The following is a 26932-nucleotide window of genomic DNA, read 5'->3' as shown; positions in this document are numbered from 1 at the left end:
AAAACGTTCTTGGCAAGGTCAAGGCCAATGGTCGCGATCTTCATGATGCTCTCCTTCGCGCTAACGTTTGAGACCCTTACTTTGGCATATCCGTACCGCAGGAGAGGGGGCGTCCATTCCATTAACCTTGCCACGTGCCCGCTCACCCCTGTTGGTGGTGACGGGTTTCCAGAAGAGACAATCAGGAATCCGCATCATGAGCAACAACACCAAGAAATCAAAATCCGTTTCCCGTCCGCCCGTGGATGCGCTCCAGTATGAAAAGCTGGCGCTTTCGGCGCACGAACTGTGCGCACGCCAGTTGGGCAGACTTCAGCGCCTGGCGAGGCTTGCGGCATCTATCCGTCGAAGCTCTTCCCTGACAATGGCCGAACGGCATAGCCAGCAATCCTTGCTGGAACTACTGGTAGAAACCGCCGAAAGCTATGAGCGCGAGATCGAATGTGACCTTGAGCTTTTCCTCGTGATCGCACTGGATGCCAAGGGCGTACCCCACCGGCGCATCACGGCACGATGTGCGGCAAATCTCCTTGCGGACGCAGCCAACGAGACCGGCGAAGACGCTGGTGCAGAGAGTGCCGCCACGGCATCACGCAAGATTCTGCCGCGCGACGTCGCATCACGCGGCGACGCCGCGGCGCACGCGTCCATGTCGCACTAGCCGAGTGCGGGGACGTTGCAGCCAGGAAGAAAGCGCGGAGCATCGCGCTTTTTTTCGCTGATGCATGCGGGGCACTCGGGCTGATCTGCGATCTATCAACTCCGGTGCGCATTGCCATGCAGCGCGCATTGGTCACATTCCTTTTCCGATTTATCCCATATACGCACGCGCAGGCTTCGACAGATGATTTGAGCTTGTAGTGGCTAAAGCCGTGGTGGTGGGACAAGGCTGTCCAGCCAAACGTGAAGTCGACCCGTAGTTTCCAGAAACCCGCTCGCGTTATCTGGGAAGTTTTTTAAACAGAGGGGAGTTCAATAGAATGCGGGACGTGATCCGGGTATTTTTCGCGACCCGTGTGCCAAACCGCCGCCGCCTGGAGGCGCGACTTTCCGAGCCCGGAAATTATCATGCGAGCCACTTAATTTATTCTTCCTGCTTTTCTTTATTTGTACTGCGGTATATTCATCGGAATCAATCTATGGTTCGGCGTTCGACTACAAGAAGGCAAAACCTGAAAATATCTATTTTTCCGGGAAAACACAAGCGGAAATAAAAATATATTGCGAAAAAGTCGCCAGCGCGACGATAGATCTATCGGTATGTGCTCAATTCAGATCTGAGGGGGTGGCCCAAGAGCTCGATAAGAAATTCAGCGAAATTGAAAGAGAAGTCGCAATTGGCGACAAGGACCGCCGTGCGAACGGGGAGCCGGAAGCAACTCCTTACTTGAAAAAAGCCCAGGCAAACTGGAAGCGATACAGAGACAATCAATGCTACGCCAGGACATACGAAGTCGGTCCGGCATCCCTTCGGTTTGTGGAATTTTGGGATTGTATGGCCCGGGTCACCCGAAACAGGCTTAACGAATTGACAACGGCTAATGAAGACTAGTAAGGGAAATAGTCTTTTCGATAATGCCCTGTCCGTTATTTCTGGCTGCATAACAAAGCCCCGCCCTTATTGACGGCGATTTAGGGTTTGAGGGAATAACGCGTCAAGGCCACATACAGCCGCGTGGCATTTTAAGACGACGCCGCGCGGAGGGAAATATGTTCAAGGGCGGGAGTTATGATTCGAGTCATTAAAGCAATCATTTCGGCAATTGGTTTTGTGTTTGCAACGGCTGTATTTGCGGATGTGGCATGTGAGAAGCATGCAAAAACGCGTGATGATTTTCTCAAGTGCTCACAAATTGATGCTGACAAGATACTTTCCGACTCGAAAAAAGCTATATCTGAAGGTCAGGGAGCTCGCCAAAGGAGATAAGCGGGCTGCATTAGATAAGAATTATCAAATATGGAAGGACAAAATTAAATCGGATTGCTCGGTATTAGGCTATTCATTTAATGATTGGGGAGAAGACTACGCACCGGATACTGACTTCCAGATTTCAGAGTGTCGAAAGAAAATCGCGGCTCAGGAGCTTGAGTTTTATAAGTGGCTCGTATGCCCTGACGATATGGAAACGTCCCCAATTCCAAAATGTGCAGCTATAAGAAAGACGCTTGACGAGCGCCGATAGAACACTATGACCCGCCGCTTTTCACTTATCGCGTTTCTTCTGGCCTTTCTGTATGAGGCATCAGTGGACGCCGTTTTGTTATGGAGCCTGCCTTTAAAGCCAACAGGTTGGGGCGCAATAATCGCGAGCCTCACAGCCAATCCGCTCGCGTTTGTCTACGCAATGAAGCGCAGAAAATGGGCCTTCGAATTTCCCAAGTGGATCGCCGCGTTTAGCATTGTGTGGACGGTATCGGCCTTCGGGCGGAAGGAAACCGCCAAATATAACCCGCCCGCCATCTTGTATTTACTCTCACTCATTCGCGAATGACGGATCAAACCCGACATTACCTGCGCCGCACTTGCACCGGGCGGTGCGGCCTCGCACCCGCCCATGAATACTGCACCACGTAAGCGCAATCAGAAACGCGTGCGCAGACCGACCGTGGCTACGACCTGATTGGAAGTCGACGAAGCGCCGCCCGACGTGTTGATGAACGCGACATAACGGTGGCCGATTGCGTGCTGATACATCCCCTCGACATAGACGTCGGTGCGCTTCGACAGCAGATAGACCGCTTGCAGATTGACCTGATTCCACTTCGGATCGTTGCCGTACGTGGTGTTGTTGCCGTTGCCGACATGGCCGTCGGTATACGTGTCGGCAATGCCGAGGTTGATCGCCGGCGTGAGCGCATACTTGGCATTCAGTTCGTAGTTGTCGAACCGCATCGTGCCACTGTTGCCGACATTGGTCTGGCCGAACGACGTGGTTCCTTGAAACTGGCTATGCGTGTAAACAAAGCCGACTACGGCCGGCCCGACTTTGTAGCTGAGGCCTGCGCCTACCGTACGCTGAACATCCGCGCCGAGATTGAATCCGCCTGTGCCGTTAGCCGTCGATTCCACGATGTCGACCGCGCCCGCACTGCCCGAAGTCGTGCTCGTCGAACCGTTGATCTGCAGATAACCGGCGGCTGCGGTGAAAGGCCCGTAGGCATAACTCGCGCCGGCACTGTATGCGCGATTGACCGCGAAACTGGTGCTGTTCGAAAAAGCGTACAGGCCGCCGAACGTCAACCCCGCATAGTTGGTGCTGGTGTATTTGACCGCGTTGCTCATCCGCACCGAATGGTTCAGATTGTCGTTGTCGAACGGGTGAGCGAAGCCGGTGTCGCCGAACGTGCCCGCCGTGCCCGACAAGGGCGCCACGAAATCAACCAGCGAATCATATTGCCGGCCGAGCGTGACGGTGCCGAATTGCGACGTGCTGAGGCCGACATAAGCCTGGCGTCCAAACATCCGGCCGTCCTGGCCCAGTTTGCCGTTCTGAACATTGAAACCGTTCTCCAGCACGAAGATCGCTTTCAGCCCGCCGCCGAGATCTTCGGCTCCTCGCACACCGAAGCGGCTACCGTTGATGTTGCCGCTGGTCGCCTGGACAAGCGCGCCGCTCGAGCCGCTTTTCGACACGTTGTTGGTGTACATCAAGCCGGCATCGATCAAACCGTACAGCGTCACCGAGCTCTGTGCATGAACTGCCGAGGCAGCCATCAGGCCAGAAATAGCACATACAGTGGAAATCTTTTTCACGAGCGCCTCCGGGGAAATGAGCAACACACGTTCATTCATCGCGGCAGGAATTTGCCTTCGGAAACCATACTCGCCTATGGCAAAAATTGCCGTCACGGCGGCGCAGCGGAATGTTTGTCATATGGCGGTCAAAATCTCTCTATGACAAGGCTTGCGCGCGAATTCCCAGGCGCTATCCGACAATCGGCACACCGTTTGGCGTTGCGTGAATGAAACGCGGATACCCCCAGAGCGCTCATCCGTCCGATGCGTTGCTTGCGTTGGCCGAGTACGTCTGCGAAATGGGCGCGAGTCCGCCGATTTTTTCCGCGAGCATTCTCTCGTACACGCCGAAATGTAGATCGACCTCCTCCTGCGTTACCACCGTCACAAAGATGCGGATCTGCCCGGGCAACAGGCCGAGCACGACCGCGATCGCCGCCTCGAGTTGGGGGACGCACAACCGGTCTTCGGCGAACGTCGTGCCAACCGAGACGTCATACGATTTTTCTTCACGCACCGCCACATCGACGAGACGGGCGCGGGCGCTCATATTGTTTTCGATGGCGAGGCGCATCACGTCCACCGCCGTGCGCATGCCCTCGGTAGGAAAGCCCCTCGGCGAGCGCAGACGAACGCGGTGCCTGCCGAGCGTGAGCCAGTCAGAATCGAATTCCATAGATCCTCCTGCCAGAAATGTCCGCGATATCTGGGCGGAGGATAGGGTTTCAGAACGCTTTTTCAAGAGCGAAAAAATTTTTGGTGCCGCCCTTGAAATCCGTGCAGCAACGTCTATTTTGTATTTCGCTCAGGCAGCCGCACGGTCCCGTATCGTGCGCTGTGTGTTTCGATTTGTTTGCCGCGGTGGGGCAGGCGGACTGGAGCGCGTAGGCCCGTTCGCATCCTCGCCGCATTTACCGGGGAAACGACCATGAGTGATCTCTACTTCACGACCGACCTGTTCAGCCAGTTCGATCGTCTGCATCAGCAGATGGCAACGCTGTTCGGCGGCTATCCTTCCAGCATCCGTTCGGACCGCCTGTCGGCGTTTCCGCAAATCAACATCGGTACGACCGACGACACTATCGACATAGTCGCGTTCGCTCCGGGCATCGATCCGAAGCAACTGGAGGTCTCGATCGACAAGGGCCTCCTCACCATCGCCGGCGAACGCGCTGCCGTGACGCCGGATGCGTCGGATGAGGCGGCACGTCATTACGCGCGGGAACGCTTCAGCGGTGCATTTCGCCGCGTCATCGAGTTACCGCAGCACGCTGATCCCGACAAGGTCGAGGCCCGCTATGTGAACGGTTGCCTCTGCATCACGGTCGGCAAGCGCGAGTCTTCCCGACCCCGCGCGATCACCGTGCAGTAACAGGACAGACGAAAAGGAGCCAATCATGAACGACACTACGCAACTCGCTCGCCGTGACTCGAACTCCATCAATCGTGCGGAGCCTGAACGAACGGAACAGCGCGTGACGCTCAGCCCGGCAGTCGACGTGATCGAAAACGCGCACGGCGTGACACTGTGGGCCGATCTGCCCGGCGTGCCCAGAGAGAATCTCGAGATCAGGGTGCAGGACGGCAATCTGCGTATCGAAGCATCCGCCAACATACCGACGCGGGAAGGGCTGCGTCTGCAGCACGCGGAGGTTCGCGTGCCGCACTTCGCGCGGTCGTTTACGCTCGGACCGGAGTTCGATACGTCGAAGATCGAGGCGAAGCTCCAGGACGGCGTGCTGAAGCTGTCGATTCCACGGCGCGAAGAGGCGCGGCCGCGACGCATCGAGGTGGCCGTCGATTAACGTCGATTAATGTCGGCTCACGTCGGCAACGTAGGTTGACGCGCGGGCTGTCGCGGAGGACAAGGCCGGTGCATTGGCGCGAGTCCTCCGCACGCAGCATCATGCGCACGACAGCTTTGCCGGGCCGCTAAACGTCGATCAGCTTGCGCAGGCCTTCGCCGGCAAGAGGGAGGTCGCGCAGGCGCTTGCCGGTGGCATCGAATAGCGCATTGCCGAGCGCACCCGCGGTCGGCCCCATCGACGCTTCCGCCGCGCCGAGAAACGGCGCACCCGGCTGATCGATCAGATGCACGTTGACGCTGCGCGGCACCGCGGAGAAGCGCAGGATCGGATAGCTGCTCCAGTCGAAGCTGCGAATTCCCTTCGTATCGAACTGCAACTGTTCATACAGCGTCCAGCTTGCCGACTGAATCACGCCACCCTCGATCTGATTGCGGATGCCGTCGGGGTTGACGATCTGTCCTGAATCCACTGCGGCCTCAGCGTGTTCGAGAATCACCTGGCCGGTTTTCGGCACGACGGACACCTCGACGGCGATCGCGACATAAGCCATCAGGTTCTTGTATTTGGCGAATGCAAAGCCCACGCCGTGATTGCGCTTGCGCGGCGCACGCGGCCAGCCGAATTTCGCGGCGGCGAGTTGAATCACGTCGCGGGCGCGCGGGTCCTGCATGTGCTTCAGCCGGAACGCCACGGGGTCGATGCCGGCCGCGGCGGCCAACTCGTCCATGAACATCTCGATCGTGAAGACGTTCATGTGTGCGCCGAGCGAGCGCATTGCCGAGGTATGCAGCGGCATGGTCGGCGAGAAGTTGTTCACCACGTGCAGGTTCGGCAACGCGTAGAGCGGAATAGCGTTGCGATCGCCGCCGCCTTCGGGCTGCACCATCGGGACAGAAGGCGCCGGGACGAACGGCTTTTCCAGCCACTGCGCCGGAATCAGCCGGCCGGCGTTGACGATACGCTCGTTGTGCGAACTGCTCCACAGTGCGTAGTTCCAGTCGACGATGCTGCCGCTCGCGTCGAGCGAAGCACTGACTTCGGTCACCATCGCGGGCGTGTAGTGGTCCCAGGTCTGTTCCTGCTCACGCATCCATTGCACGCGCACCGGCTGACCGTCCATTTCGCGCGCGATCAACGCGGCGTGCGCGGCTACGTCGTCGGCGCCGTTGTGGCCGTAGCAGCCCGATCCTTCGACATGAATGCAGCGGACTTTGTCTTTCGGCATCGAGAGCATTTCGGCGAGCCCGTCGCGCAACGGGTAGACACCTTGCGAATGGGTCCAGACGGTCATCGCGCCGTCCTTGAACAGAGCGACCGCGCAGGACGGTCCGATCGAGCCGTGCAGCATGTAGCGTTTGGTGTATTTCGCGCCGAGCGTTTTGACAGCCGCGCCGGCGGCGGCGTGCGTGTTGGCGATCTCGATGTGTTGGGTGGCGATCGTCTTCAGATCGCGGTGTACGGTGGCGGGATCGGGCAGCTCGCGTCCGGGCGTCCACTGGCTTCCTGCGGCGAGCGCGCGTTGCGCCTGCACGGCTTGCCATTCGCCTTTCGCGACCACGGCCAGCATGCTGCCGTTTCTGACCACCTTGACGACGCCCGGCATCTTCAGAATCACGGGCGTGTTCGTCTGCAGAAGCCGCGCTTCGTAGACGTGCGGCATGACCACGCGGGCGTGCAGCATGCCCGGCATCGTCAGGTCCTGGACATAACTCACGCCGCCGGTCACCTTGCGGGGAATATCCACGCGCGGCAACGACGTGCCGATCACGGCGAACGTGGCGGGGTTCTTCAGCGGCGAGACGGGCAAGGCCATGCGATGCAGGTCGACCAGGCCGACCGCTTCGCCGTAGGTCATGCTGCGGCCGTCCGGCGCCTTGATCACCGCATTGCGCGCGCTCAGCACGCTGCCGGCAACACCGAAGTGCTGGGCGGCGGCATCGACCAGCAGCCCCCGCACCTGAGCCGACGCGTTCAGCAACGCGCTGCCGCTGTCGGCGATCGTGTGGCTGCCCGCCGTGAGTCCTTCGTCGGGCGACGCGCCTGTGTCCGCGGTCAGGAACGTGATGAGCGAGGGCGCCATGTCCAGTTCTTCCGCGGCGATCTGCAAAAGCGCGGTGCGCACGCCGGTGCCCAGTTCCACCTTGCCGGTGTAGACGGTCACCTTGCCCGCCCGATCGATTCTGATCCACGAATCGAGGTACGGGTTGGTCTTCAGGCTGCCGGCGAGCGCTTGCGTTTCCTTGCCGACATGCACGGCGGCGCCTTCGTCCGCGATGACTTCCTGAGCCATCGCGCCGACGCCCGGCACCATGCTGAAGCTCACGACGAGCGCGCCGGACAGCAGAAAGCGTCGGCGTCCTTCGTTGATTTCCTCGTCCTTGACGCTCATTGCGCGCCTCCCTGGCTGGCCGTGCGCTGGGGCGTCGGCGCCGTGGCGTCGCCGGCCGGCAGATGCGCGACTTCGCGGATCGCGGCGAGAATGCGGGTGTGGGTGCCGCATCGGCAGAGATTCGGTTCCATATGTTCGAGCAGTTCGCGCTCGGTGGGCCGCGGATTGCGATCGAGCAACGCCTGCGCGCGCATGATCATGCCGGCAATGCAGTAACCGCACTGCGCCGCCTGGTGATTGATGAACGCTTTCTGCAACGGGCCGGGGTGTTCGATCGTGCCGAGACTTTCGATCGTGCGCACGGGCCGCTTGCCGATCGACGAGACCGGAACCAGGCACGAGAACACAGCCTCGCCATCCACGATCACGGTGCAGGCGCCGCATTGTCCGAGGCCGCAGCCGAACTTCGCGCCGTGCAGTTGCAGGTCGTTACGCAGCGCATAGAGCAGAGGCGTCGAAGGATCGATATCGAGCGCGTGCTGCACGCCATTCACGGTCAGATTGATCATCGCGCGTTGTTCTCCTTTCTGAGCCTGACCGCCGTCGTCTCGACGTCCTGCCACGGGCCGCGCTGCGAATAGGTCGCGCGAATGTAGGCAGCGAGATCGGCGATCTGCTGGTCGTCGTAGATCTGGCTGAAGGCCGGCATGTAGTTCTCGCTGTCTTCGCCGTGCCAGCCGTTGCCGCTCAGCATCATCTGGATCGCGTTGCGCGGCGTCGCGGCGTTGACGGCGGTGCTGAACGCGAGCGTAGGGCGCTCGCCGATCGACTGCATCGGCGCGGCAGGTCCGTGGCATTGCGCGCACGACGCCGCGAACAGCGTCGCGCCGCGCTGCGCTTCGGGCGAACTGCCGCCCTGGGCCGCGGTAGAAACGTTCGCGGCGACCGGCTGCGCTTTCTGGATCGACAGCACGTAGGTGGCGATCGCCTGCACGTCCTCTTCGGGCGCGGTGGCTAGATCGCGCGTGACGGGCAGCATCGGGCCGGCTGCCGCACCATGTTCGCTGGCGCGGCCCGAGCGCAGATACGCGACGAGCTGGTCCTGGGTCCACGGCCTGGGCGCCGCGCCCAGTGCATTGAGCGCGGGCGCTTCCCAACCGTCGACCACGCCGCCGTCGAACGCGTGGCCCGACTTTTCGCCGCCGATCAGATTGAGCGGCGAATGACACGAAGCGCAGTGGCCGAGGCCATCCACCAGCAACTTGCCGCGGTTCCAGTCGGCATCTTTCGACGCGTCCGGCTGCTGTACGCCGGGATGCAGGAACAGCACGTTCCAGAATGCCAGCAGCGGCCGGAAGTTCAGCGGGAAGATCAGTTCGTTGGCTGGCGCGACTGCGTTGACCGGCTCGCGTGTCATCAGATACGCGTAGGCTGCCGAGATGTCCCCATCGGACATGCGCGTGAAGTGAATATACGGAAACGCCGGATACAGCAGATGCCCGTCACGAGCAACGCCATGACGGAGCGCTCGCATGAAGGCTTCGAGCGACCAGTTGCCGATGCCCGTTTCGAGATCCGGCGTGATGTTGGTCGCGTAGATGGTGCCGAACGGCGTGGCGAGCGGCAGGCCACCGGCGAACGGCTTGCCGCCCTTTGCGGTGTGACACACGATACAGTCGCCCAGCGCAACGACACGCGCGCCCGCGAGCCGCGTCTGCGCGTCGAACGAAGCTGGCGCCGGAGGGTCGACCGGCGCGATGGCGGGCTTCCACATCAGCAGAAAGGCGACGGCTAGCGCGGCCACGACAACCACGCCGCCGCCCGCCAGAAGTCTGGACTTGCGGGTCATTCACGCACCTCTCACAAAAGTCCTGAATCGAACCGGCCGCGCGGATCGCGGCGGATGTTTGCGGCATCGCTTGCGTGATGCGCTTGCGGTGCCTGCTTGCGCGCCCTGGCGGGCTCTGCCTTGGAGCGGACAGTCGATATAACCGGCCGCGTCGCTGCCGTACTGGCCGGCTGGCTTCGTGACTGCGAGCGATGCGTCGGCGCTATCGCAACGCGGTCGGGCAAACGCGGTCCCGAGAAGTCATAGCCGCCGAGCAGGCGAGAAAGGGAGGGCATGGTGATTCCTTTGCGAGCAAGCGGGCGTCGTTCAGGTGTTCCGGTGCTCAGATGAATGACAGTGCCAGTCAGCGTATCGCCGGTCCCGCGAAATATCCTGAAGCCGCGCTGAAACGTTGTTAAACCGGACGGCGAACCGTCCGGTCATGCAGCGATGTGCGTCTATCAGGCGTGGCGGGCAGCGTACGGACGGCCGATCACGAGGTAATGAGCCAGCGCGATGAGCGGAAAGGCCGTGGCGACCACGGCGACCAGCGGCCAGCCGCCGTGTTCGTAAAGCGGGCTGGCGAGCGCCGAACCGAACGCGCCGCCCACGAAGATGCTCGTCATATACAGCGCGTTCAGACGGTTGCGGCTCGGCGCATGCAACGCATAGATCTCACGTTGACCGAGCACCATGTTCATCTGCACGGCGAAATCGAGCACGATGCCGGTCGCGACGAGTCCGATCACGCCCCAGGCAGGATGGATCAGCGCCGGCGTATAGGCGAACGCGCCCACCACCAAAGCGATCAACGTCGCGCGCACCGTATGGCCCGCATCGGCGAGACGGCCGGCTACCGGCGCCGAGGTCGCGCCGATCGCGCCGACCAGCGCAAAGATACCGATGCCGGTTTGCGAAAGCCCGAACTGGCGGGTCAGCTCGACGGGAATCGCGGTCCAGAACAGGCTGAACGAAGCGAACATCAGCGCCTGGTAAAACGAACGGTGGCGCAGCACCGGCATTGTGCGGACCAGGTGGCCGAGCGAGCCGATCAGTTCGAAGTAGGTGGCCTGGTGATCGGGCTGGCGGCGCGGAATCGTCAGCGCGAGCACGCTGGTGACGATCGCCATCAGCACGGCGGCGGAACCGAACACCGCGCGCCAGCCGAAGTGCCCGGCCACCACGCTGGAGATCGGCCGCGACAGCAGGATGCCGAGCAGCAGGCCGCCCATGATGGTGCCGACCACCTTGCCGCGCGATTCGTCCGGCGCGAGATGCGCGGCGAGCGGAATCAGGATCTGCACCGCAACCGAACTGAAGCCGACCAGCAGCGAAATGCCGAGGAACACCCCCGGTTGCTGCGCGAACGACGCGGCGGCGAGACTGGCGATCGACACCAGCGCGGTGATGATCATCAGCTTGCGGTTTTCCAGCAGGTCGCCGAGCGGCACCAGAAAGAACAGACCGAAGGCATAGCCGATCTGCGTCAGCGAGACGATCAGGCTGGCGGTGCCGCCGGACATGTGGATGGCCGGTGCGATCAGTTCGGTGATCGGCTGCGCGTAGTACAGATTCGCGACGATGGCGCCGCAGCAGAACGCGATCAGTCCGCGTGTCAGCTTGACGGGGTTGGTCCCGGCCGTCGTCGTGGATACCTCGGTTGACATGACAACTCCTTGAAGAAAACAAATGGAAAACGAAGACCTAGCGCGCCAGATTCATCACACGGTCACCGAGCGAAATGCCCAGATCGGTCATCAGCCTGCCGCGTTGCAACTGCTGGTTCTCCCAACGCTTGAGGGCTGAATCGATCGTGGCGCCGCTATGCCATGTCGAGGACAACGCGAGCGCCAGCGCATGCGCATTGGCGGCCGCTTTCGCGGTGCTACCCGCCGTGTGTGGGCGCGGCACCGAAGCGGCGTCGCCGAGCAGCACCGCGCGGCCGAACACCATCTTCGGCGAGCGCAGATCGACGATCGGCTGCATGAAGGGATCGTCGGTGGCATCGACCAGGGCGCGGAAAGTTGGGCCTAGCGAGGCCTGCGCGTCCTTGCGCAACTGTACGATGTCGATGCCCTTGGTCGAGCCGGGCGGCAGTGAAAACGCCCGCCGTATGCCGTGACGATCGACCAGCAACTCCTCGAGTCTTGCCGCACTGTACTTGCGATACCACACCCAGTTGAAGCGTCGCTGGCCGGCCACGGTCGAATCGTTCTCGCCCGGAATCAGATAGGAGAGGCCCGAATGTCCGTCGCCTTGCTGAAAGGCGAAGCGCTCCCGCAGCATCTCCGCCGCGTGCAGCGGCAGATCGGGTTCTTCGACGAGGCCGCGCCATGCCACATAGCCCGCATACTGTGGCACGATTTCGGGCAGCAGGCGCTGCCTGAGCGTCGAGCGGGTGCCGTCGGCGCCCACCAGCAGATCCGCCTGCTCGCTGCGGCCGCTCGCGAACTGCGCGACGATCTGCTCGCCTTCCATGCGAAAGTCGACGAAGGTCTCGCCGGCATGCAGGTTGGACGCGGGCAGCGCGTTTTTCATGGCACGGTACAGCAGGCTCCACGAAGTCTGCATCTGCGGCATGTGGAGCTGTTCGACCACGCGGTCCTCGCGGTCCAGATAGATGCGATCGCCCGAGGCCACGCCCGGCGGGTCCGGCAGTTCGACGCCGGCGAAGGCGAGCGCATCCAGCACGTCCGGCTGAAGCACGACGCCGCCGCCGCGGCTTTCGAGCTGATTGGGCGAGGTCTCGAACACGTCGACGTCCCAGCCGGCCGCCCGCAACGTATTGGCCGTCAGCAAGCCGCCAAGCGATCCGCCGATCACCACGGCACGCGGTTTTTCGAGCGATCTCATGCTGCTTTCCTTTGCGCTGCCGCACGCAGTGTGTTGATGAAGACCGCGGGCGGCTGCGCACCACTGATCACATCGCCGTCGATGCGGATAGTCGGCACGGCCTGAACGCCCAGGCTGTCGGCCCGCGCGCGCGCCGCGTCGATTGCCTCGTTGCCGGCGGAGCCTTGCAGAGACGCGCGCACTGCGTCCGCGTCGAACGCATGTTCCGCGGCAATCGCGACCAGCGTGTCGAGCGAGCCGATGTCGCGGCCTTCGGAGAAGTAAGCGGCGTAGATTGCCTGATACAACGCGGCCGTCGCGCTCGGGTCGTTGCGCTGCTGCGCGAACTGCATCAGACGATGCGCAAGACGCGTGTTCGGCGTGCGCCGCACCTTGTCGTAATGGAAATGCGCGCCAGCCGCCAGTCCGGCGGCGGTGACCTGCGCATCCATGATCTGCGAGCGCGCCCAGCTGCCGAATTTCCGGCTGCGATAGGCGCGCCGGTCCATGCCTTCGGCGGGCATGGCCGGATTCAATTCGAACGGCACATAGCGGATCGAAACAGTCGCGTTCATGCCGGTTTCCGCCAGCGCCGCCGCGAGATTCCGTTGGCCGATCCAGCACCACGGGCAAATGAAGTCGTAATTGACCTCGACCTGAATGGCTTGCATGTTGCATCCCTCACTAGGTAATGGAGGCAGCTTATCTGTTGCGTTAGCTATGTTGAATGGGTCTAAAATGCAAGCTGGTGTTGCGCTGATCGCAACCAAATTGCAGACGGAGCCGCATATGGACAAATTCCTCGCCATCAAAACGCTGCTGGAAGTGGCGGACGCCGGCGGCTTTTCGAAGGCGGCGCAACATATCGGGGTGGCGACCTCGTCGGTCACGCGCCTGATGGACTCGCTAGAAGCCTCGCTCGGCACCGCGCTGCTGACCCGCACGCCGAGAAAGGTCAGCCTGACGGATGCCGGCATTGCTTACGTCGAACAGGTCGCCAAGGTGCTCGACGATCTTGCCGAGGCGGACGAGAGCGTTTTCGACAGCGGCGCGTCGCCGGTCGGCGCGCTGCGGATTTCGGTTCCGTCCACCTATAGCCGGCTTCGCCTCGCGCCGCACCTCGCCGCCTTTCTCTCCGAAAATCCACGGGTGTTTCTCGACGTCGTGGTTGCCGATCACTTCGCCGATCTCGCGCTCGACCGGATCGACGTTGCGATCCGGATCGGCCTCGCCGATCGCGACGCCAGCCTGATCGTCAAAAAACTGGCGGACAATCCGCGCTACGTGGTGGCGAGCCACGACTACCTCGAACGCAACGGCACGCCGCAAACGCCGCAGGATCTCGCTGAGCACGAGTGCCTGCGCTTCGCCTATGGCGGCGGCTACCGCACGCACCAGACCTGGACCTTCCGGCGCGAGGACGCCGGGCAACGCGTCGACGTGCACGGCCATCTGCTGTCGAACAATCTCGACATCCTGCTCGAAGCCGTGATGGCGGGACGCGGCATCGCGCTGCTACCTGAATGGCAGGTCGCGGCCGACATTCGCGCGGGCCGCCTGCTGCGTCTGTTCGAACACTTCGACGCGAGTCCTCAGGCGGGCGACGCCGTCGTCTACGCCGCGTATCTGCCTAATCGCCGCCAGTCCAGCAAAGTGCGCGCGCTGGTTCAGTTTCTGGAAACGCGGCTTCGCGCGTCGCTCGAAGGTTGAACGGCGGCGCTCGCCGCGAAGCGCGCTTTGCGGTACATCTTTTTTAAGAACTATTAAGGTCTTTGGCCAAGGACTCTTCAAAAACCCGTCGCTAGAATGGGCTCCAGTTTTCCTCGCTACACCGGCGAGCGCGGCACGTCTGTTCAGACTGCCCATTCAATTTCATACGGAGCCCGAAATGTCCAGAGAACTTTTGACCCCCGACACCTGTGCCGTGGCGCTCATCGACTATCAGCCGCAAATGTTCTTCGGCACGATGTCGCATGAACGGACCAATATCCTGCATAACGTGCAAGCGATCGCGAAAGCCGCGAAGCTGTTCAAGGTTCCGACCATCCTTACCACGGTCGCCGCGAAGTCGTTCAGCGGCGACATGGTGCCGGAAGTGCAATCGGTGTTTCCGGAATATGTGCCGGTCGACCGCACGTCGATGAACTCGTGGGAAGACGTCAATTTCCGCAAGGCGATCGAAGCAACCGGTCGCAAGAAAATCGTTATCTCCGGCCTGTGGACGGAAGTGTGCGTGTCGTTCCCGACGATCCAGATGATCGCCGAAGGCTACGAAATCTACGTGCCGACCGACGCATGCGGCGACGTCAGCCAGGAAGCGCACGAACGCGCGGTGCAGCGCATCATCCAGGCGGGCGCGGTGCCGATGACGTCGCTGCAATTCATGTTCGAACTGCAACGCGATTGGGCGCGCAGCGAAACCTACGAAGGCTGCATGGACATCCTGAAAGCGCACAGCTCATACGGGATCGGCGTGCGTTACGCCAAGGCGATTCTCGGCGAGCACGCGAGCGAGGCGGGCTGAGCTTCATGCCGTGCGGAAAGGTGCTCGTCGCGAGCGGGCACTTTCCGGTTTTTCCCGCTTCCCCGCTTCCCCGGAATAGCTCCGCGTGCCGAAACGCGGTGCGCTCCCTATGAGGTTCGCCATGAATTCCAGTACTTCCGGATTGACGCCGGCCGAGGTCGTGTTCTTCAACGGCAAGATCGCCACCCAGGACGACAGGCGCTCATTCGCCGATTCGCTTGCCGTCGCGAACGGCCGCGTCCTCGCTGCGGGTTCGCGCGAGACGGTAATGCGCCACGCAAACGACAACACGCGCCATGTCGACCTCAAAGGGCGCACGGTCATTCCCGGCCTCAACGATTCGCATCTGCACATCATTCGCGGCGGCCTGAACTTCAATATGGAGTTGCGCTGGGACGGCGTGCCGTCGCTCGCCGACGCGCTCGACATGCTGCGCAAACAGGTGGCGCGCACGCCGGCGCCGCAATGGGTGCGGGTAGTGGGCGGCTGGAACGAATTCCAGTTCGCCGAGCGGCGCGGCCCGACGCTCGAAGAAATCAATGCGATCGCGCCGGACACGCCGGTGTTCATCCTGCATCTGTACGACAGCGCGCTGCTGAACGCGGCGGCGCTGCGCGCGGTCGGCTATACCAAAGACACCCCGAACCCGCCGGGCGGCGAGATCCAGCGAGACAAGCGCGGCAACCCGACCGGCATGCTGATCGCGCGGCCCAACGCCGGCTTGCTATACGCGACGCTCGCTAAAGGCCCGAAGCTCGCGCCGGAAGATCAGCACAATTCCACCCGGCATTTCATGCGTGAACTGAACCGCCTCGGCGTGACGAGCGCGATCGACGCGGGCGGCGGTTATCAGGCCTATCCGGACGACTACGCTGTGATCATGGAGATGGCGAAGAAAAGCGAACTGACCGTTCGTATCGCCTACAACCTGTTCACGCAGAACGCGAAGAAGGAAATCGAAGACTTCGCCAAGTGGGTGAAGATGACCAAGCCCGGCGAAGGCGACGATTTCCTGCGCGTGAACGGCGCGGGGGAGATGCTGGTGTTCTCCGCCGCGGACTTCGAAGACTTTCTCGAGCCGCGCCCGGACCTGCCCGAGTCGCTGGAGACCGAACTGGAAGCGGTCGTCAAGCTGCTGGTGGCGAACCGCTGGCCGTTCCGTCTGCACGCCACTTACAACGAATCGATCGAGCGCTTCCTGAACGTGTTCGAACGCGTGAACGCCGAGATTCCGTTCAACGGCCTGCGCTGGTTCTTCGATCACTGCGAGACCATCACGCAGCAGAACATCGAACGCGTGAAGGCGCTCGGCGGCGGCATTGCGATCCAGCACCGGATGGCGTATCAGGGCGAGTACTTCATTCATCAATACGGCGAAGAGGCTGTGAAGCGTACGCCGCCGGTTCGCCACATGCTCGACGCCGGGCTGCCGGTCGGCGCAGGTACGGACGCCACGCGCGTCGCGAGCTTCAACCCGTTCGTGTCGCTGTACTGGATGGTGTCGGGCAAGACAGTGGGCGGCACCGCGATGTACGGCAGCGAAAACAAACTCGACCGTATGGAAGCGTTGCGCCGCTACACGGTGGGCAGCGCATGGTTCTCGAGCGAAGAGGAAAAGAAGGGCGCGCTGGTGCCGGGCCAGTTCGCGGACTTCGCGGTGCTGAGCGAAGACTTCTTCAGCATCGACGAAAGCCGCATCAAATACCTGACTTCGAACATGACGGTGGTGGGCGGCAAGGTCGTCTATGCGGACGACGAATTCGCGCCGCTCGCGCCGCCCGATCTGCCGGTCAGCCCGTCGTGGTCGCCGGTGGCGGAGTTCGGCGGCTACAGCCGCTACAAGCCGACGGCGGTGGCGTGCGTGGATGGCTGCTTGAACCTGTGCGGCGTGCACGCCCACGCGCATGGCTGGGCGTGGCGCAAGAACGTACCGGTCAGCGATTCGAACGGCTTCTGGGGCGCGTTGGGATGTAGCTGCTTCGCGTTCTGATCACGCCGGGTTCGAGCCACCAGGCGAGCGAGGGCTTTTATGCCGACCCTGACCGACGGCGTGCTGTTTGGGCTGGTCATTCTGGTCCTCGACTTTCTCGCCTGGCGCTTCATGAGCCGCAAGAGCGACCAGACCCGGCTCGCCTTTCGCGCGCTGATGTTCGCCCTGTCGAGCTACGTGCTGTTCAGTTATGGCATGAACCCGTTGCGCGCGGCGCCCTGGCCGACCGAGCCGCTGCGCCATCTGCTCGCGCAGGTGCTGGAAATCGTGTGGTGGCTGCAAGGGGCGCGGCTCGTCACGATTCTGCTCGACCGCGTGGTGCTGCCCGAGGCATGGCACAAGGAGCGGCTCTTTCAGGACGTGTTCGGCGCGCTGGTTTTTCTCGCCGCCACGGTCGGTGCGATCGCGTTCGTGCTGCAGTTGCCGGTGCGCGGCCTGCTCGCGACGTCGGGCGCGCTTGCGGTCGTGCTCGGTCTCGCGATCCAGAGCACGCTCAACGACGTGTTTTCCGGCGTCGTGTTGAACGCGACCGAGCCGTTTCGACTCGGCGACTGGGTGACGATCGGCGACGTGGAAGGAAAAGTGGTGGAGAGCAACTGGCGCGCAACGAGCCTGCTCAACGGTCAGGGCAATATCGTCGTGATTCCGAACAGCGTGGCGGCGCGCGCCCATATCGTCAACGCCAACGAACCGTCGCATACGCATGGCATCAGCGTGGTGCTGCCTGTCAAGCCGTCGATCCGGCCGGCGCTGGTGCTGGCGGCGCTCTCCAGCGCGGCCCAAAGCTCGCGCGATGTGCTCGACGATCCGAAACCGGTCGTGAGCGTGCGGCGCGCCACCAACGACGCGATCGAGTACGAGATCGTCTGTTATGTCAGCGAGTTGGGCAAAAAGATCGCCGTGCGCAACGATCTGTTCGATCTCGCGCACCGTCATCTGCTTTCGCGCGGGGTGGTGTTGCGGCCGCTATCGGTGCCTGAGCCCGTGACGGGCGGCACCGCGGACGAGAAGCTGCGGCTCTTGCGCAACGTGCTGATCTTCCAGACGCTCGCGCGCGACGAACTTGCCGAACTCGCCGGCAAACTCACGCAGCACGAGTTCGACGCCGACGACACGATTTACGCCGCGACGGATGAAAGCGGCCACGAGCTGCACATTCTGGCGCAGGGCGTAGCCAAAGTGATCGTGACCAAGGACGGCGGGGAGATCGAACTGCGCAGGCTCGCGCCGGGCGATTCGATCGGCCAGTCGGGGATTCTCGCCGGCGTCAGGACGGCCGTGGTGGTGCGGGCGCTGACGCGCGCCACGGTTTTCCGGCTCGACAAGAGCGCGCTGACGCCGGTTCTCACGCGGCGCCCGGAGGTGGTCAAGGAAATGTGCCGGCTGCTCTCGGAACACCATGCCAAGGAGGAGATGCTGCTGGCCTTGCCGGCGAGTCTGGACGAGAACACCGGCGGCTTGCTGCAATGGATTCGCGACGGCGTGCGGCGCTTCCATGAACTGACGCTTTGAGCGAATGCGCATAAGTAGCGTGGCGATTAAGGGTTTTTAAGATTCCGCCAAAGTCTTTATGGATTTGTTTCGCTACGCTGCGGTGGTAGTCCCCGGACTGCCGCCGGTTCAGCGCACGGGTGGGTTGCGGCACCCGGTCGGCATGCGCGCCAGGGCGCGTCGGGAAAGGAGCTGACATGGAGGAGTTGACATGAAGAAGACCATTGCCGGCGTCGACATCCCCGAGGGTGTCATGGCCCAGGCGGCGACTGACCTGATTCGCGGCACGGAGTCCGAACTGATGTTTCATCACGCGTTGCGCGCCTTCCTGTTCGCTGCGCTGACCGGATACCGCGAGAACCTGACGTTCGACGCGCAACTGTTGTATGTCGGGGCGATGTTTCACAACGTCGGCCTGAACGCGAAGTACGAGCGCTCGCCATACCGCTTCGAGGTGGACGGCGCCAACGCCGCGCGCGATTTTCTGCGCCGGCACGGCGTCGCCGAGCGCGAGATCGAAGAGGTCTGGGTGGGGATCGCCTTGCACACGACCCCCGGCATACCGGAACACCTGTCGGCGCTGGTCGCGCTCATCAGCGCCGGTGTGCAGATGGACGTGCGGGGCGCGCGCTATGACGAATTCACCGCGCATCAGCGTGACGAAATCGTGCAGGCCTATCCGCGCGAATCCGGCTTCAAGAAGAAGCTGATCGAAGCATACGCGCACGGCATGGAGCATCGTCCCGAGACGACATTCGGGAGCGTGAATGCCGATGTGCTGGACCGGTGGGATCCGAACTATCGCCGCCTGAATTTCTGCGGACTGGTGCTGGGATCGGACTGGCCGAATTGATGGATGTTTGACACAAAGGACGATCGGCATGGGCTACATCATTTCACTGGGAGTCGGCTTCGGCATCGGGCTCCTCTACTGGCTGCTCAAGGTTCAGTCGCCGGCGCCGCCGCTGATCGCGCTGGCCGGGCTGCTCGGCATGGTGCTGGGCGAGCACGCCATCCCGGTCGTGAAAGCGCAGCTCTTTGCGCAGACCGCCACGGCGCAGGTTGCCGAACAGACGAAGGGCGCCGCCGTGCAAAAGCCCGAGGCGAGCAAGGACGGCGGTTGATGCGGAGGGTGCATGCAGCTCGCGGGGCGGGGCGCCGTTCCGGGGCCTGCGGTTCAGATATTGCCAACTCAAATGGGTATTCAAATGTTCAAGTCGCTTCATAGGTACCGCGCCATTGCGCTCGTTTCCGCCGCGCTGCTGATCGGGTCGACGGCGGTTTCGTCAGCCTTCGCCGATGCCGGGCCGCCGGAAGTGTCGAGCGGCAAGACCGCGCTGGTCAAACACCCGGACGTGTCGGTGGGCGCGCAGTACGACACCACCCATGTGTACGTCGCCTCGGCCGACCTCGACGCGTTCGTCAACAGCTTTCTCGCGACCTTCGGCGGCAAGGCCTCGCCGCGCGCCGTCTTCACCGTGACGCCGACGCCGAGCAAGACCGCCTCGCAATATGTGCAGACGCCGGTCGGCATGCTGTCGGTGTTCGGCTTCGAGACGCCGATCCCGTATCCGTTCGGCAATGAACGCACCGGCTACCTCGTCACGGACATCGACCAGGGCGTGAAAGCGGCGCGCGCGGCCGGCGCGGACGTGCTGGTCGAGCCGTTCGACGATCCGATCGGCAAGGACGCGATCATTCAATGGCCGGGCGGCCTGACCATGCAGCTCTACTGGCACACCAAGGCGCCGAATTACGCGCCGTTGCAAAGCGTGCCGGACAACCGCGTGTACGTGTCGCGTTACGAAGCGAACAACTTCGTGCGCCGCTGGCTGCACTTCTCGCACGGCAAGGTGGTGTCGGACAATCCGCGCGCGGACGCCGGCGTGATCGGCCGACCAGGCGAAACGATTCGCGAGATCCGCATCACGTCGGGCTTCGGCCGCATGATCGTGTTCGTGACGGACGGCAAGCTGCCGTTCCCGTTCGGACGTGAAACCACAGGCTACAACGTGGACGACGTGGCGCAGACGCTGGAGCGCGCGCAGGCGGCCGGCGCGAAGGTGTTGTACCCGGCGTATGCGGTCGGATCGGGCAAGACCGCGATGCTCGAATTTCCGGGCGGGTACATTGCCGAAGTGCACGATGGCAAGTGAGACGCACGTCGCGCCGTCGTTCACGCTGCGGCGCGTGCGCCGGCGGGCGCGGCACGCCGTCCGCGCATTGCTGCTCAGTACGGGGCTGGCGGCGGCGCTGCCGGCCGCGGCGGCGGACACCGCGCTCGGCGGCGCGGACGATACCTCCACGACCGGCAGCCCGGCGGCCGCCACGACTGCTGCCGGCGCTGCCGCAGCCTCGTGCGCGCGGCCCGCGATCATGTTCAATCGCTGGCAGGAAAACTGGTCGGTGCTGGCCAATCCCTGCGTGCCGAAAAAGCCCTTCGATTCGCTGAAGTACATTCCGCTGTTCGGCAATCCGGATGCGTACATTTCGCTGGGCGTGGTGCTGCGCGAGCGGCTCGAAATCAACGACGCGCCGCTCTTCGGTCTCGGCGCGCAGCACGACGATACCTACCTGCTACAACGGCTCGAAGTTCACGCGGACGTGCGCCTCGGCCCCCACGTGCAGATCTTCACGCAATTCGAAGACGCACAGCCTTATGGCAAAGACGTCGTCACGCCGGTCGACAAGAACCCGCTCGACTTGCGCCAGGCGTTCGTCGCGATTACCGAGCCGCTCGGGCCCGGCACGGTGAAGTTCCGCGTCGGCCGCCAGGAAATGGCGTTCGACTTGCAGCGTTTCGTTTCCGTGCGCGACGGCCCGAACGTGCGTCAGGCGTTCGACGCGATCTGGGCCGACTATGAAACCGGCCCGTGGCGCTGGATCGCCTACGCGACGCAGCCGGTCCAATACCGCGACAACTCGGATTTCGACGACGTCTCCAATCGCGATCTGACGTTCAGCGGCGTGCGCGTGGAGCGCAAGAACGTGGGACCGGGCGACCTGTCCGCGTACTACTCGCGCTACAACCGCAGCAACGCGAAGTTCCTCGACGCGAGCGGCGACGAACACCGCGACGTGTTCGACACGCGCTACGCCGGCAATGTCGCGCCGATCGACTGGGACGTCGAGGCGATGTATCAGTCCGGTCATGTCGGCAACAAGACCATCGGCGCGTGGGCGGTCGGCTCGCTGGCCGGCTACACGCTGGCTTCCCTGCCGTGGACCCCGCGCCTCGGCATTCAGATCGATGCCGCCTCGGGCGACAGTCATCCGGGGGACGGGCGCATCGGCACCTTCAATCCGCTGTTTCCGAACGGCTACTACTTCGCGCTGGCCGGCTACACCGGCTACACGAACCTGGTGCACGTCAAGCCGACTCTGATTCTCAAGCCCAGCAGCAAGCTCACGCTGCTGGCGGGCGTGGGTCTGCAGTGGCGTCAGACCACCGCGGACGCCGTGTACGGCCAGGGTTCGGCGGTCGTGCCGGGAACGGCGGGGCACGGCAGCCCTTGGACCGGCTTCTATACGCAACTGCGCGCCGACTATGCGGTCACCGCCAATCTCGCGGCGGCGCTGGAAGCCGTGCATTTTCAGGTCGGTCCTTCGTTGCGCGATCTGGGCGCGCGCAACGCCGACTACGTGGGCGCCGAACTCAAGTTCGGCTGGTAGAGATGGCACACGCGGCAGCACGAGCGCAATCCGCACACTGTCGTTACGGCGACGGGCTAGACGAGGTCAAGCTATGAGCACTCCGGGCACATCCGTCGACGCAGCCACGCCCTCGGAACTCGAGATCCCTTTTTCCTCGCTGGAGTATCGCCGGCATCAGATGTTCCCCCGTCTTTGCGCCGCGGAGATTGCGAGCCTGCGCCGCTTTGCGCGGCCGATGTCGTTCAAGGCCGGCGAACTGATCTTCGAAACCGGGCAGGTGGCGCTCGGCCTGTTCGTGCTGCTGCATGGCCGCGTGCGGATCGAATCGCGCGACAGCTTCGGGCGCTCGACCGTCGTCACCGAACATGACGACGGACACTTCATGGCGGAGATGGCGCAGCTCTCCGGCAAGCCGGCGTTGATCGACGGCATCGCGCTGACGGACGTCGAGACGCTCGTGATCGAGCCGGAGCGCTTGCGCGCGCTGATCGTCGCCGATGCGCAACTGGGCGAGCACATCATGCGCGCGCTGATTCTGCGGCGGCTCGGGCTGATCGAGCAGGGGCTCGGGCCGGTGATCGTCGGCAATGGCGACGACGCGCGGCTGATCCGGCTGCAAGGCTTCCTGCGCCGCAATGCCTACCCGGCGATGGTGATCGACGCCCGCACCGATCCCGACGCGATCAAGCTGCTGGGCGGCATGACGACCGGCCCCGGCGATTTCCCGCTGGTGTTCTGTCCGAACGGCTACGTGCTGCGCGCGCCGGACGAGGCGCAGCTCGCGTCGTGCCTCGGGCTCGTGCCGACCTTCGAGCAATCGCATGTCTACGACGTGGCGATCGTCGGCGCCGGCCCGGCGGGACTGGCGGCCTCCGTGTATGCGGCGACCGAGGGTCTGTCGGTCGCCGTGTTCGATCAGCGCGCGCCGGGCGGGCAGGCCGGCGCGAGCTCGCGCATCGAGAACTATCTGGGCTTTCCCACCGGCATTTCGGGCCAGGCGCTGGCTGCGCGCGCGTTCCAGCAGGCGTTGAAATTCGGTGCGCATCTGGCGATTCCCGGCAAGGTCATGGACGTGAGCCGCCATGAAGACATCTTCACGCTGACGCTGCAGGACGGGCAGCGCATCAGCGCGCGCACCGTCGTGGTGGCGAGCGGCGCCGCGTACCGTAAGCCGACGGTGCCCGGGTTCGACCGTTTCGAAGGGCGCGGCACTTTCTACTGGGCGTCGACGATCGAGGCCAGGCTCGTGAAGGGACTGGACATCGTGCTGATGGGCGGCGGCAACTCCGCGGGCCAGGCAGTGGTGTTTCTTGCGAACTTCGCGCGCAGCGTCCGCGTGCTGATTCGCGGCGCTGACCTCAACGCCAGCATGTCGAAATACCTGATCGACCGGATCGGATCCTTGCCGAACGTATCGCTTTGCACGCGTTGCGTGTTGCGCGGACTCGAAGGCGACGAAAGCGGACTGACCGGCTTGCACATCCATCATGAGGACGAGGGCGCGGACGAAGTCATTCCCACGCGCCACCTGTTTCTTTTTATCGGCGCGGACCCGAAGACGGATTGGCTCGCAGCGAGCGACGTGGAGCTCGACAACCGGGGCTTTGTCGTGACCGGTTTTGCGCGCAGCGAGCAGGGCTTCTCCGCATCGAGCGCACGCTATCCGCTCGAAACCAGCGTGCCGGGCATGTTCGCCGTCGGCGACGTGCGCTCGGAATCCGCGAAGCGGGTAGCGGCGGCGGTGGGCGACGGCGCCGCTGTCGTGAGTCAGATTCACGCGTATCTGAGCCAGCTCGCCAAGGCGACCGCTTAGGCGATAAGCCACCCGCTCGCAGCGTGCGAATCTGAAAAATGCGGGCGATCAGAAAAAAGCGGGGACTGGCCGTCGGCAATACTCGATTGGCGTATAGGACGCCGGCATGTGCCGGACAATCACCTCAAATGGAGCAATAGCAATGGCATACATCACCACCAAAGACGGTACGCAAATCTATTACAAGGACTGGGGTACGGGCCAGCCGATTACGTTCTCCCACGGCTGGCCGCTCGATGCGGACGCATGGGACGCGCAGATGCTGTTCCTCGCGGAACGCGGCTACCGCGTGATCGCGCATGACCGTCGCGGCCACGGCCGCTCGTCGCAGCCGTGGAACGGCAACGAAATGGACACCTACGCAGACGATCTGGCCGAACTGATCGAAGCGCTCGATCTGACCAACATCATGATGGTCGGTCACTCGACCGGCGGCGGCGAAGTGGTGCGCTATATCGCGCGTCATGGAACGAAGCGTGTCGCCAAAGCGGTGCTGGTCTCGGCCGTGCCGCCGATCATGCTGAAGACGGAAGCGAATCCGGGCGGCCTGCCTATGTCCGTGTTCGACGGCATTCGCGAAGGTGTGCAGAATAACCGCTCGCAGTTCTTCAAGGATCTCGCCGTGCCGTTCTACGGCTTCAATCGCCCGGATGCGAAAGTGTCGCAAGGCACGATCGATTCGTTCTGGCAGAGCGGTATGCTCGGTTCGATCAAGGGGCTGTACGACTGCGTCAAGGCATTCTCCGAAACCGACTTCAACGAAGACCTGAAGAAGGTGACGGTGCCGGCACTGGTGCTGCAAGGCGACGCCGACCAGATCGTGCCGCTCGACGACTCCGGCAAGCTGTCGTCGAAGATCATGCCGAACGCCACGCTGAAGATCTACGAAGGTGCGCCGCACGGTATGTGCACCACGCACGCGGACCGCGTGAATGCGGACCTGCTGGAGTTCATCAAGTCGTAATGAAGCAGGCCGGTGGCGCCATTGCGGCGGCCGTCGGCGCATGCGGTTCGTGCTTTTCCTGTTTTTTCGGCAGCGGATTGCGTGCGCGTTGCGCAGGCGCCGGCAGCGGCTCGCGAACAGCGCGCGACGCTGCGTCCAGCGCGGCACGCACCCGCTGTTCGCTCGTCGCGCTCACCGTTCCCAAAGGCTGGTGTTCCAATGCATCGACCGCTTGTGCGGCGCGTGCGCAGCATTCTTCGAACAGGCCCGCATCGAGCAATGCATCGGCGAGACTCGACGCCAGTTCGATTCCGGTTCGCGGGTCGCCATCGGCGGAAAACGCCCAGTCGAAAGCGACGCGCGCGTCGTCGAGCATTGGCTGAAGATCATGCGCACTGGCAGGTTCGTTTTCGCTGTCCCGCCTGTCGCCGGACAGCCGGGCCTGGACGCAGCGCGACACATAACGCGCGTTGCGTGCAACGATCTCCCGAAGTTCACCTTCAGCCTTGAGCTGCTCCAGTGCGTAGGCCCGGGTCGATTCCGAGAGCCGGTATTTCACCGCGGCTCCCACGAACTGGACGCTCACGAGCGACTTCGCCACCAGTTCGGTGATGCCGTCGATCGCATTCGCCATGGTGTGTTCCTCGTCGCAGACCACTGCGCACATGGACTCGAAACAGAACGTGCCGCTGAATACCGCAAGACGGCGGAATACGGCGCGCGTAACGGGATCGAGCAGCGCGAAGCTCCAGTCGAACGTTGCGCGCAAAGTCTGATGGCGCGGCAGCGCGGTGCGATAACCGCCCGCCAGGATCGCCATGCGGTCGTCAAGCCGGCGGTACACGCCTTCCACACCGAGCGCGACGACGCGGGCCGCCGCCAGTTCGATCGCGAGCGGAATGCCGTCCAGCCGGCGGCAGATCTCGCCGACCAGCCGCAGCTCCGCGCTGCCGGCGGCCACGGTTTCCTGCAACGAGCTGGCGCGCAGAAGAAACAGGTTCACCGCGGAACATGCCAGGATCTCCTCATCGCCGGCATCCGGCGGCGGTACATCGAGCGGGTCGACCCGGAACACCGTCTCGGCCATGATGCGAAGCGGCTCCCGGCTCGTGACGAGCACACGCAGGCGTTCGTTGCCGGCTACCAGCGCGTCGGCGATTTGCGCCACCGCGCCCACCACATGCTCCGCGTTGTCGAGCAGCAGAAGCCTGGGCTTGCCGGCGAGCGCCGCGGCCACGCGCGTCACGTCGATTTGCGTACCTGGGAGAATCAGCCCACAGCTTTCGGCAATGGCGCAGAGCACGCTTTCGTGCGTGGTCAAGGCGGCGAGCTCGATAAAGCAGACCGGATCGGCGAACTGCGCCGCGCTATGGCGGGCCGCCTCGATGGCGAGCTGGGTCTTGCCGATACCGCCGGCGCCGGCCAGCGTCAACACATGTGCGTGCTGCAGCATCGAGCGGATCAGTTCGACCTGGGCGTCGCGGGGCAGCAAGCCGGACTTGGGCGGAGGCAGGCGGTGCGCCAGGGAGACTTGCGAACTCGCTTCGTCGAGCAGAGCATTTTTCTTGCGCTGCAAAAGCCGATAACCGCGGCCGGGCACGGTGAGGATCAGGTCGCGGTCCGGCCCAAGCACCTTGCGCAGCGCCGACAGGTGAACCTGAATATTGTTCTCTTCGACAATCGTGTTGGGCCAGACCGCATTCATCAACTCGTCTTTCGTGACGAGACGGCCGGCGGCTGACGCGACTGCGGCAAGGATGTCGAATGCGCGCGATCCGAGGCGCACGACTTCGCCGTCACGCCGTAAATTGCGCATCTCCAGATCGATCTGAAAGCTGCCTATTTCCATCATGGCGTCGACAGGTTGAGGATTGCGGGCGAAGTACGGAGATCACGTCGGCGGGCCGGCAATGAGGGGAGAGAGGGTCGCGTGCGCCGGGCCTGGCAGGAGCAAAAGTACCGCGCCCCGGCAGACATGTCTTGC

Annotated in this window: 25 protein-coding genes; 16 read left to right on the top strand and 9 right to left on the bottom strand. The window is 63.1% G+C overall.

The genetic code is table 11. The features are described 5' to 3' along the window. Window positions 1-196: 196 nt before the first annotated feature. The 4 genes from NE850_RS27205 to NE850_RS27190 all read left to right on the top strand — a co-directional run bounded on the left by NE850_RS27205 (window position 197) and on the right by NE850_RS27190 (window position 2492). Window positions 197-661: a hypothetical protein gene (locus tag NE850_RS27205; RefSeq protein WP_165187866.1), complete on the top strand. Its 465-nt coding sequence runs from the start codon at window positions 197-199 to the stop codon at window positions 659-661. A 339-nt stretch (window positions 662-1000) separates the two neighbouring features. Further along, window positions 1001-1552, top strand: a complete 552-nt coding sequence (locus NE850_RS27200) for a lysozyme inhibitor LprI family protein (RefSeq protein WP_165189598.1) — start codon at window positions 1001-1003, stop codon at window positions 1550-1552. 262 nt (window positions 1553-1814) lie between these two features. Further along, window positions 1815-2183, top strand: coding sequence for a hypothetical protein (locus tag NE850_RS27195; RefSeq protein WP_157187681.1), 369 nt, complete (start codon window positions 1815-1817; stop codon window positions 2181-2183). 6 nt (window positions 2184-2189) lie between these two features. Beyond that, window positions 2190-2492, top strand: coding sequence for a hypothetical protein (locus tag NE850_RS27190; RefSeq protein ID WP_165187869.1), 303 nt, complete (start codon window positions 2190-2192; stop codon window positions 2490-2492). Between the two features lie 89 nt (window positions 2493-2581). Here the strand turns inward: NE850_RS27190 and NE850_RS27185 are convergent, their stop codons facing one another. Both NE850_RS27185 and NE850_RS27180 read right to left on the bottom strand, forming a co-directional pair. Continuing rightward, a complete protein-coding gene (locus NE850_RS27185; RefSeq protein WP_035517054.1) occupies window positions 2582-3754 on the bottom strand; it encodes a porin in 1173 nt (390 codons plus the stop codon). A gap of 235 nt (window positions 3755-3989) precedes the next feature. Further along, complete coding sequence (locus NE850_RS27180; protein WP_007176370.1) at window positions 3990-4412, bottom strand: hypothetical protein; 423 nt, start codon at window positions 4410-4412, stop codon at window positions 3990-3992. A 252-nt stretch (window positions 4413-4664) separates the two neighbouring features. Here NE850_RS27180 and NE850_RS27175 point away from each other — a divergent pair, with 252 nt between their 5' ends. Together NE850_RS27175 and NE850_RS27170 are read left to right on the top strand one after the other, a co-directional pair. Further along, the gene (locus NE850_RS27175) at window positions 4665-5108 is read left to right on the top strand and encodes an Hsp20/alpha crystallin family protein (RefSeq protein ID WP_007176371.1); all 444 of its coding nucleotides are present in this window, start codon (window positions 4665-4667) and stop codon (window positions 5106-5108) included. Window positions 5109-5133: 25 nt separating this feature from the next. After that, window positions 5134-5541, top strand: coding sequence for an Hsp20/alpha crystallin family protein (locus NE850_RS27170; RefSeq protein WP_007176372.1), 408 nt, complete (start codon window positions 5134-5136; stop codon window positions 5539-5541). Between the two features lie 127 nt (window positions 5542-5668). Here NE850_RS27170 and NE850_RS27165 read toward each other — a convergent pair whose 3' ends face one another. From NE850_RS27165 to NE850_RS27140, 6 genes are all read right to left on the bottom strand, one after another. Then, entirely contained in the window at window positions 5669-7933 is a 2265-nt protein-coding gene (locus NE850_RS27165) for a molybdopterin cofactor-binding domain-containing protein (protein WP_310699628.1), read from the bottom strand. Then, window positions 7930-8442, bottom strand: a complete 513-nt coding sequence (locus NE850_RS27160; protein WP_007176374.1) for a (2Fe-2S)-binding protein — start codon at window positions 8440-8442, stop codon at window positions 7930-7932. The genes NE850_RS27165 and NE850_RS27160 overlap by 4 nt, the downstream gene beginning before the upstream one ends. After that, window positions 8439-9722, bottom strand: coding sequence for a c-type cytochrome (locus NE850_RS27155; protein ID WP_310699627.1), 1284 nt, complete (start codon window positions 9720-9722; stop codon window positions 8439-8441). Before NE850_RS27155 ends, NE850_RS27160 begins: the two co-directional genes overlap by 4 nt. Window positions 9723-10162: 440 nt before the next feature. After that, entirely contained in the window at window positions 10163-11368 is a 1206-nt protein-coding gene (locus NE850_RS27150; RefSeq protein ID WP_310699626.1) for an MFS transporter, read from the bottom strand. A gap of 37 nt (window positions 11369-11405) precedes the next feature. Next, window positions 11406-12554, bottom strand: coding sequence for an FAD binding domain-containing protein (locus tag NE850_RS27145; RefSeq protein WP_165187875.1), 1149 nt, complete (start codon window positions 12552-12554; stop codon window positions 11406-11408). After that, the gene (locus tag NE850_RS27140; RefSeq protein ID WP_310699625.1) at window positions 12551-13204 is read right to left on the bottom strand and encodes a DsbA family oxidoreductase; all 654 of its coding nucleotides are present in this window, start codon (window positions 13202-13204) and stop codon (window positions 12551-12553) included. The genes NE850_RS27145 and NE850_RS27140 overlap by 4 nt, the downstream gene beginning before the upstream one ends. 118 nt (window positions 13205-13322) lie before the next feature. Here NE850_RS27140 and NE850_RS27135 point away from each other — a divergent pair, with 118 nt between their 5' ends. From NE850_RS27135 to NE850_RS27090, 10 genes are all read left to right on the top strand, one after another. Next, window positions 13323-14243, top strand: coding sequence for a LysR family transcriptional regulator (locus tag NE850_RS27135; protein ID WP_310699624.1), 921 nt, complete (start codon window positions 13323-13325; stop codon window positions 14241-14243). Window positions 14244-14421: 178 nt separating this feature from the next. Continuing rightward, a complete protein-coding gene (locus tag NE850_RS27130; RefSeq protein ID WP_007176381.1) occupies window positions 14422-15057 on the top strand; it encodes a hydrolase in 636 nt (211 codons plus the stop codon). Window positions 15058-15178: 121 nt separating this feature from the next. Next, window positions 15179-17047, top strand: a complete 1869-nt coding sequence (locus NE850_RS27125) for an amidohydrolase (protein ID WP_007176382.1) — start codon at window positions 15179-15181, stop codon at window positions 17045-17047. Window positions 17048-17086: 39 nt separating this feature from the next. After that, a complete protein-coding gene (locus NE850_RS27120) occupies window positions 17087-18559 on the top strand; it encodes a mechanosensitive ion channel family protein (RefSeq protein ID WP_310699623.1) in 1473 nt (490 codons plus the stop codon). Window positions 18560-18749: 190 nt separating this feature from the next. Then, on the top strand, window positions 18750-19391 hold the full coding sequence (locus tag NE850_RS27115; RefSeq protein ID WP_007176384.1) for an HD domain-containing protein: 642 nt from the start codon (window positions 18750-18752) through the stop codon (window positions 19389-19391). A 28-nt stretch (window positions 19392-19419) separates the two neighbouring features. Continuing rightward, the gene (locus NE850_RS27110; RefSeq protein ID WP_007176385.1) at window positions 19420-19662 is read left to right on the top strand and encodes a DUF1427 family protein; all 243 of its coding nucleotides are present in this window, start codon (window positions 19420-19422) and stop codon (window positions 19660-19662) included. Between the two features lie 84 nt (window positions 19663-19746). Further along, a complete protein-coding gene (locus NE850_RS27105; protein ID WP_035517055.1) occupies window positions 19747-20694 on the top strand; it encodes a glyoxalase in 948 nt (315 codons plus the stop codon). Then, a complete protein-coding gene (locus NE850_RS27100; protein ID WP_007176387.1) occupies window positions 20684-22210 on the top strand; it encodes an alginate export family protein in 1527 nt (508 codons plus the stop codon). The genes NE850_RS27105 and NE850_RS27100 overlap by 11 nt, the downstream gene beginning before the upstream one ends. Window positions 22211-22283: 73 nt before the next feature. Continuing rightward, window positions 22284-24005, top strand: a complete 1722-nt coding sequence (locus NE850_RS27095; RefSeq protein WP_310699622.1) for an FAD-dependent oxidoreductase — start codon at window positions 22284-22286, stop codon at window positions 24003-24005. A 142-nt stretch (window positions 24006-24147) separates the two neighbouring features. Further along, the gene (locus tag NE850_RS27090) at window positions 24148-24969 is read left to right on the top strand and encodes an alpha/beta fold hydrolase (RefSeq protein ID WP_007176389.1); all 822 of its coding nucleotides are present in this window, start codon (window positions 24148-24150) and stop codon (window positions 24967-24969) included. Here NE850_RS27090 and NE850_RS27085 read toward each other — a convergent pair. Then, on the bottom strand, window positions 24959-26800 hold the full coding sequence (locus NE850_RS27085; protein WP_310699621.1) for a winged helix-turn-helix domain-containing protein: 1842 nt from the start codon (window positions 26798-26800) through the stop codon (window positions 24959-24961). The two genes, NE850_RS27090 and NE850_RS27085, sit on opposite strands and share 11 nt — an antisense overlap. Window positions 26801-26932 lie beyond the last annotated feature (132 nt).

Source organism: Paraburkholderia sp. USG1, assembly GCF_031570135.1.
GTDB lineage: Bacteria > Pseudomonadota > Gammaproteobacteria > Burkholderiales > Burkholderiaceae > Paraburkholderia > Paraburkholderia dioscoreae.
The sequence above is the reverse complement of the archived record's forward strand: the minus strand, read 5'-3'. Positions and strand labels throughout refer to the sequence as shown.

What these genes read in the sequence shown, in the direction of transcription:
- NE850_RS27205 (WP_165187866.1), top strand. Translation starts at nt 197, where the DNA reads ATGAGCAACAACACCAAGAAATCAAAATCCGTTTCCCGTCCGCCCGTG.
- NE850_RS27195 (WP_157187681.1), top strand. Translation starts at nt 1,815, where the DNA reads ATGCAAAAACGCGTGATGATTTTCTCAAGTGCTCACAAATTGATGCTG.
- NE850_RS27190 (WP_165187869.1), top strand. Translation starts at nt 2,190, where the DNA reads ATGACCCGCCGCTTTTCACTTATCGCGTTTCTTCTGGCCTTTCTGTAT.
- NE850_RS27180 (WP_007176370.1), bottom strand. Translation starts at nt 4,412, where the DNA reads ATGGAATTCGATTCTGACTGGCTCACGCTCGGCAGGCACCGCGTTCGT.
- NE850_RS27175 (WP_007176371.1), top strand. Translation starts at nt 4,665, where the DNA reads ATGAGTGATCTCTACTTCACGACCGACCTGTTCAGCCAGTTCGATCGT.
- NE850_RS27170 (WP_007176372.1), top strand. Translation starts at nt 5,134, where the DNA reads ATGAACGACACTACGCAACTCGCTCGCCGTGACTCGAACTCCATCAAT.
- NE850_RS27165 (WP_310699628.1), bottom strand. Translation starts at nt 7,933, where the DNA reads ATGAGCGTCAAGGACGAGGAAATCAACGAAGGACGCCGACGCTTTCTG.
- NE850_RS27160 (WP_007176374.1), bottom strand. Translation starts at nt 8,442, where the DNA reads ATGATCAATCTGACCGTGAATGGCGTGCAGCACGCGCTCGATATCGAT.
- NE850_RS27155 (WP_310699627.1), bottom strand. Translation starts at nt 9,722, where the DNA reads ATGACCCGCAAGTCCAGACTTCTGGCGGGCGGCGGCGTGGTTGTCGTG.
- NE850_RS27150 (WP_310699626.1), bottom strand. Translation starts at nt 11,368, where the DNA reads ATGTCAACCGAGGTATCCACGACGACGGCCGGGACCAACCCCGTCAAG.
- NE850_RS27145 (WP_165187875.1), bottom strand. Translation starts at nt 12,554, where the DNA reads ATGAGATCGCTCGAAAAACCGCGTGCCGTGGTGATCGGCGGATCGCTT.
- NE850_RS27140 (WP_310699625.1), bottom strand. Translation starts at nt 13,204, where the DNA reads ATGCAAGCCATTCAGGTCGAGGTCAATTACGACTTCATTTGCCCGTGG.
- NE850_RS27135 (WP_310699624.1), top strand. Translation starts at nt 13,323, where the DNA reads ATGGACAAATTCCTCGCCATCAAAACGCTGCTGGAAGTGGCGGACGCC.
- NE850_RS27130 (WP_007176381.1), top strand. Translation starts at nt 14,422, where the DNA reads ATGTCCAGAGAACTTTTGACCCCCGACACCTGTGCCGTGGCGCTCATC.
- NE850_RS27125 (WP_007176382.1), top strand. Translation starts at nt 15,179, where the DNA reads ATGAATTCCAGTACTTCCGGATTGACGCCGGCCGAGGTCGTGTTCTTC.
- NE850_RS27120 (WP_310699623.1), top strand. Translation starts at nt 17,087, where the DNA reads ATGCCGACCCTGACCGACGGCGTGCTGTTTGGGCTGGTCATTCTGGTC.
- NE850_RS27115 (WP_007176384.1), top strand. Translation starts at nt 18,750, where the DNA reads ATGAAGAAGACCATTGCCGGCGTCGACATCCCCGAGGGTGTCATGGCC.
- NE850_RS27110 (WP_007176385.1), top strand. Translation starts at nt 19,420, where the DNA reads ATGGGCTACATCATTTCACTGGGAGTCGGCTTCGGCATCGGGCTCCTC.
- NE850_RS27105 (WP_035517055.1), top strand. Translation starts at nt 19,747, where the DNA reads ATGTTCAAGTCGCTTCATAGGTACCGCGCCATTGCGCTCGTTTCCGCC.
- NE850_RS27100 (WP_007176387.1), top strand. Translation starts at nt 20,684, where the DNA reads ATGGCAAGTGAGACGCACGTCGCGCCGTCGTTCACGCTGCGGCGCGTG.
- NE850_RS27095 (WP_310699622.1), top strand. Translation starts at nt 22,284, where the DNA reads ATGAGCACTCCGGGCACATCCGTCGACGCAGCCACGCCCTCGGAACTC.
- NE850_RS27090 (WP_007176389.1), top strand. Translation starts at nt 24,148, where the DNA reads ATGGCATACATCACCACCAAAGACGGTACGCAAATCTATTACAAGGAC.
- NE850_RS27085 (WP_310699621.1), bottom strand. Translation starts at nt 26,800, where the DNA reads ATGATGGAAATAGGCAGCTTTCAGATCGATCTGGAGATGCGCAATTTA.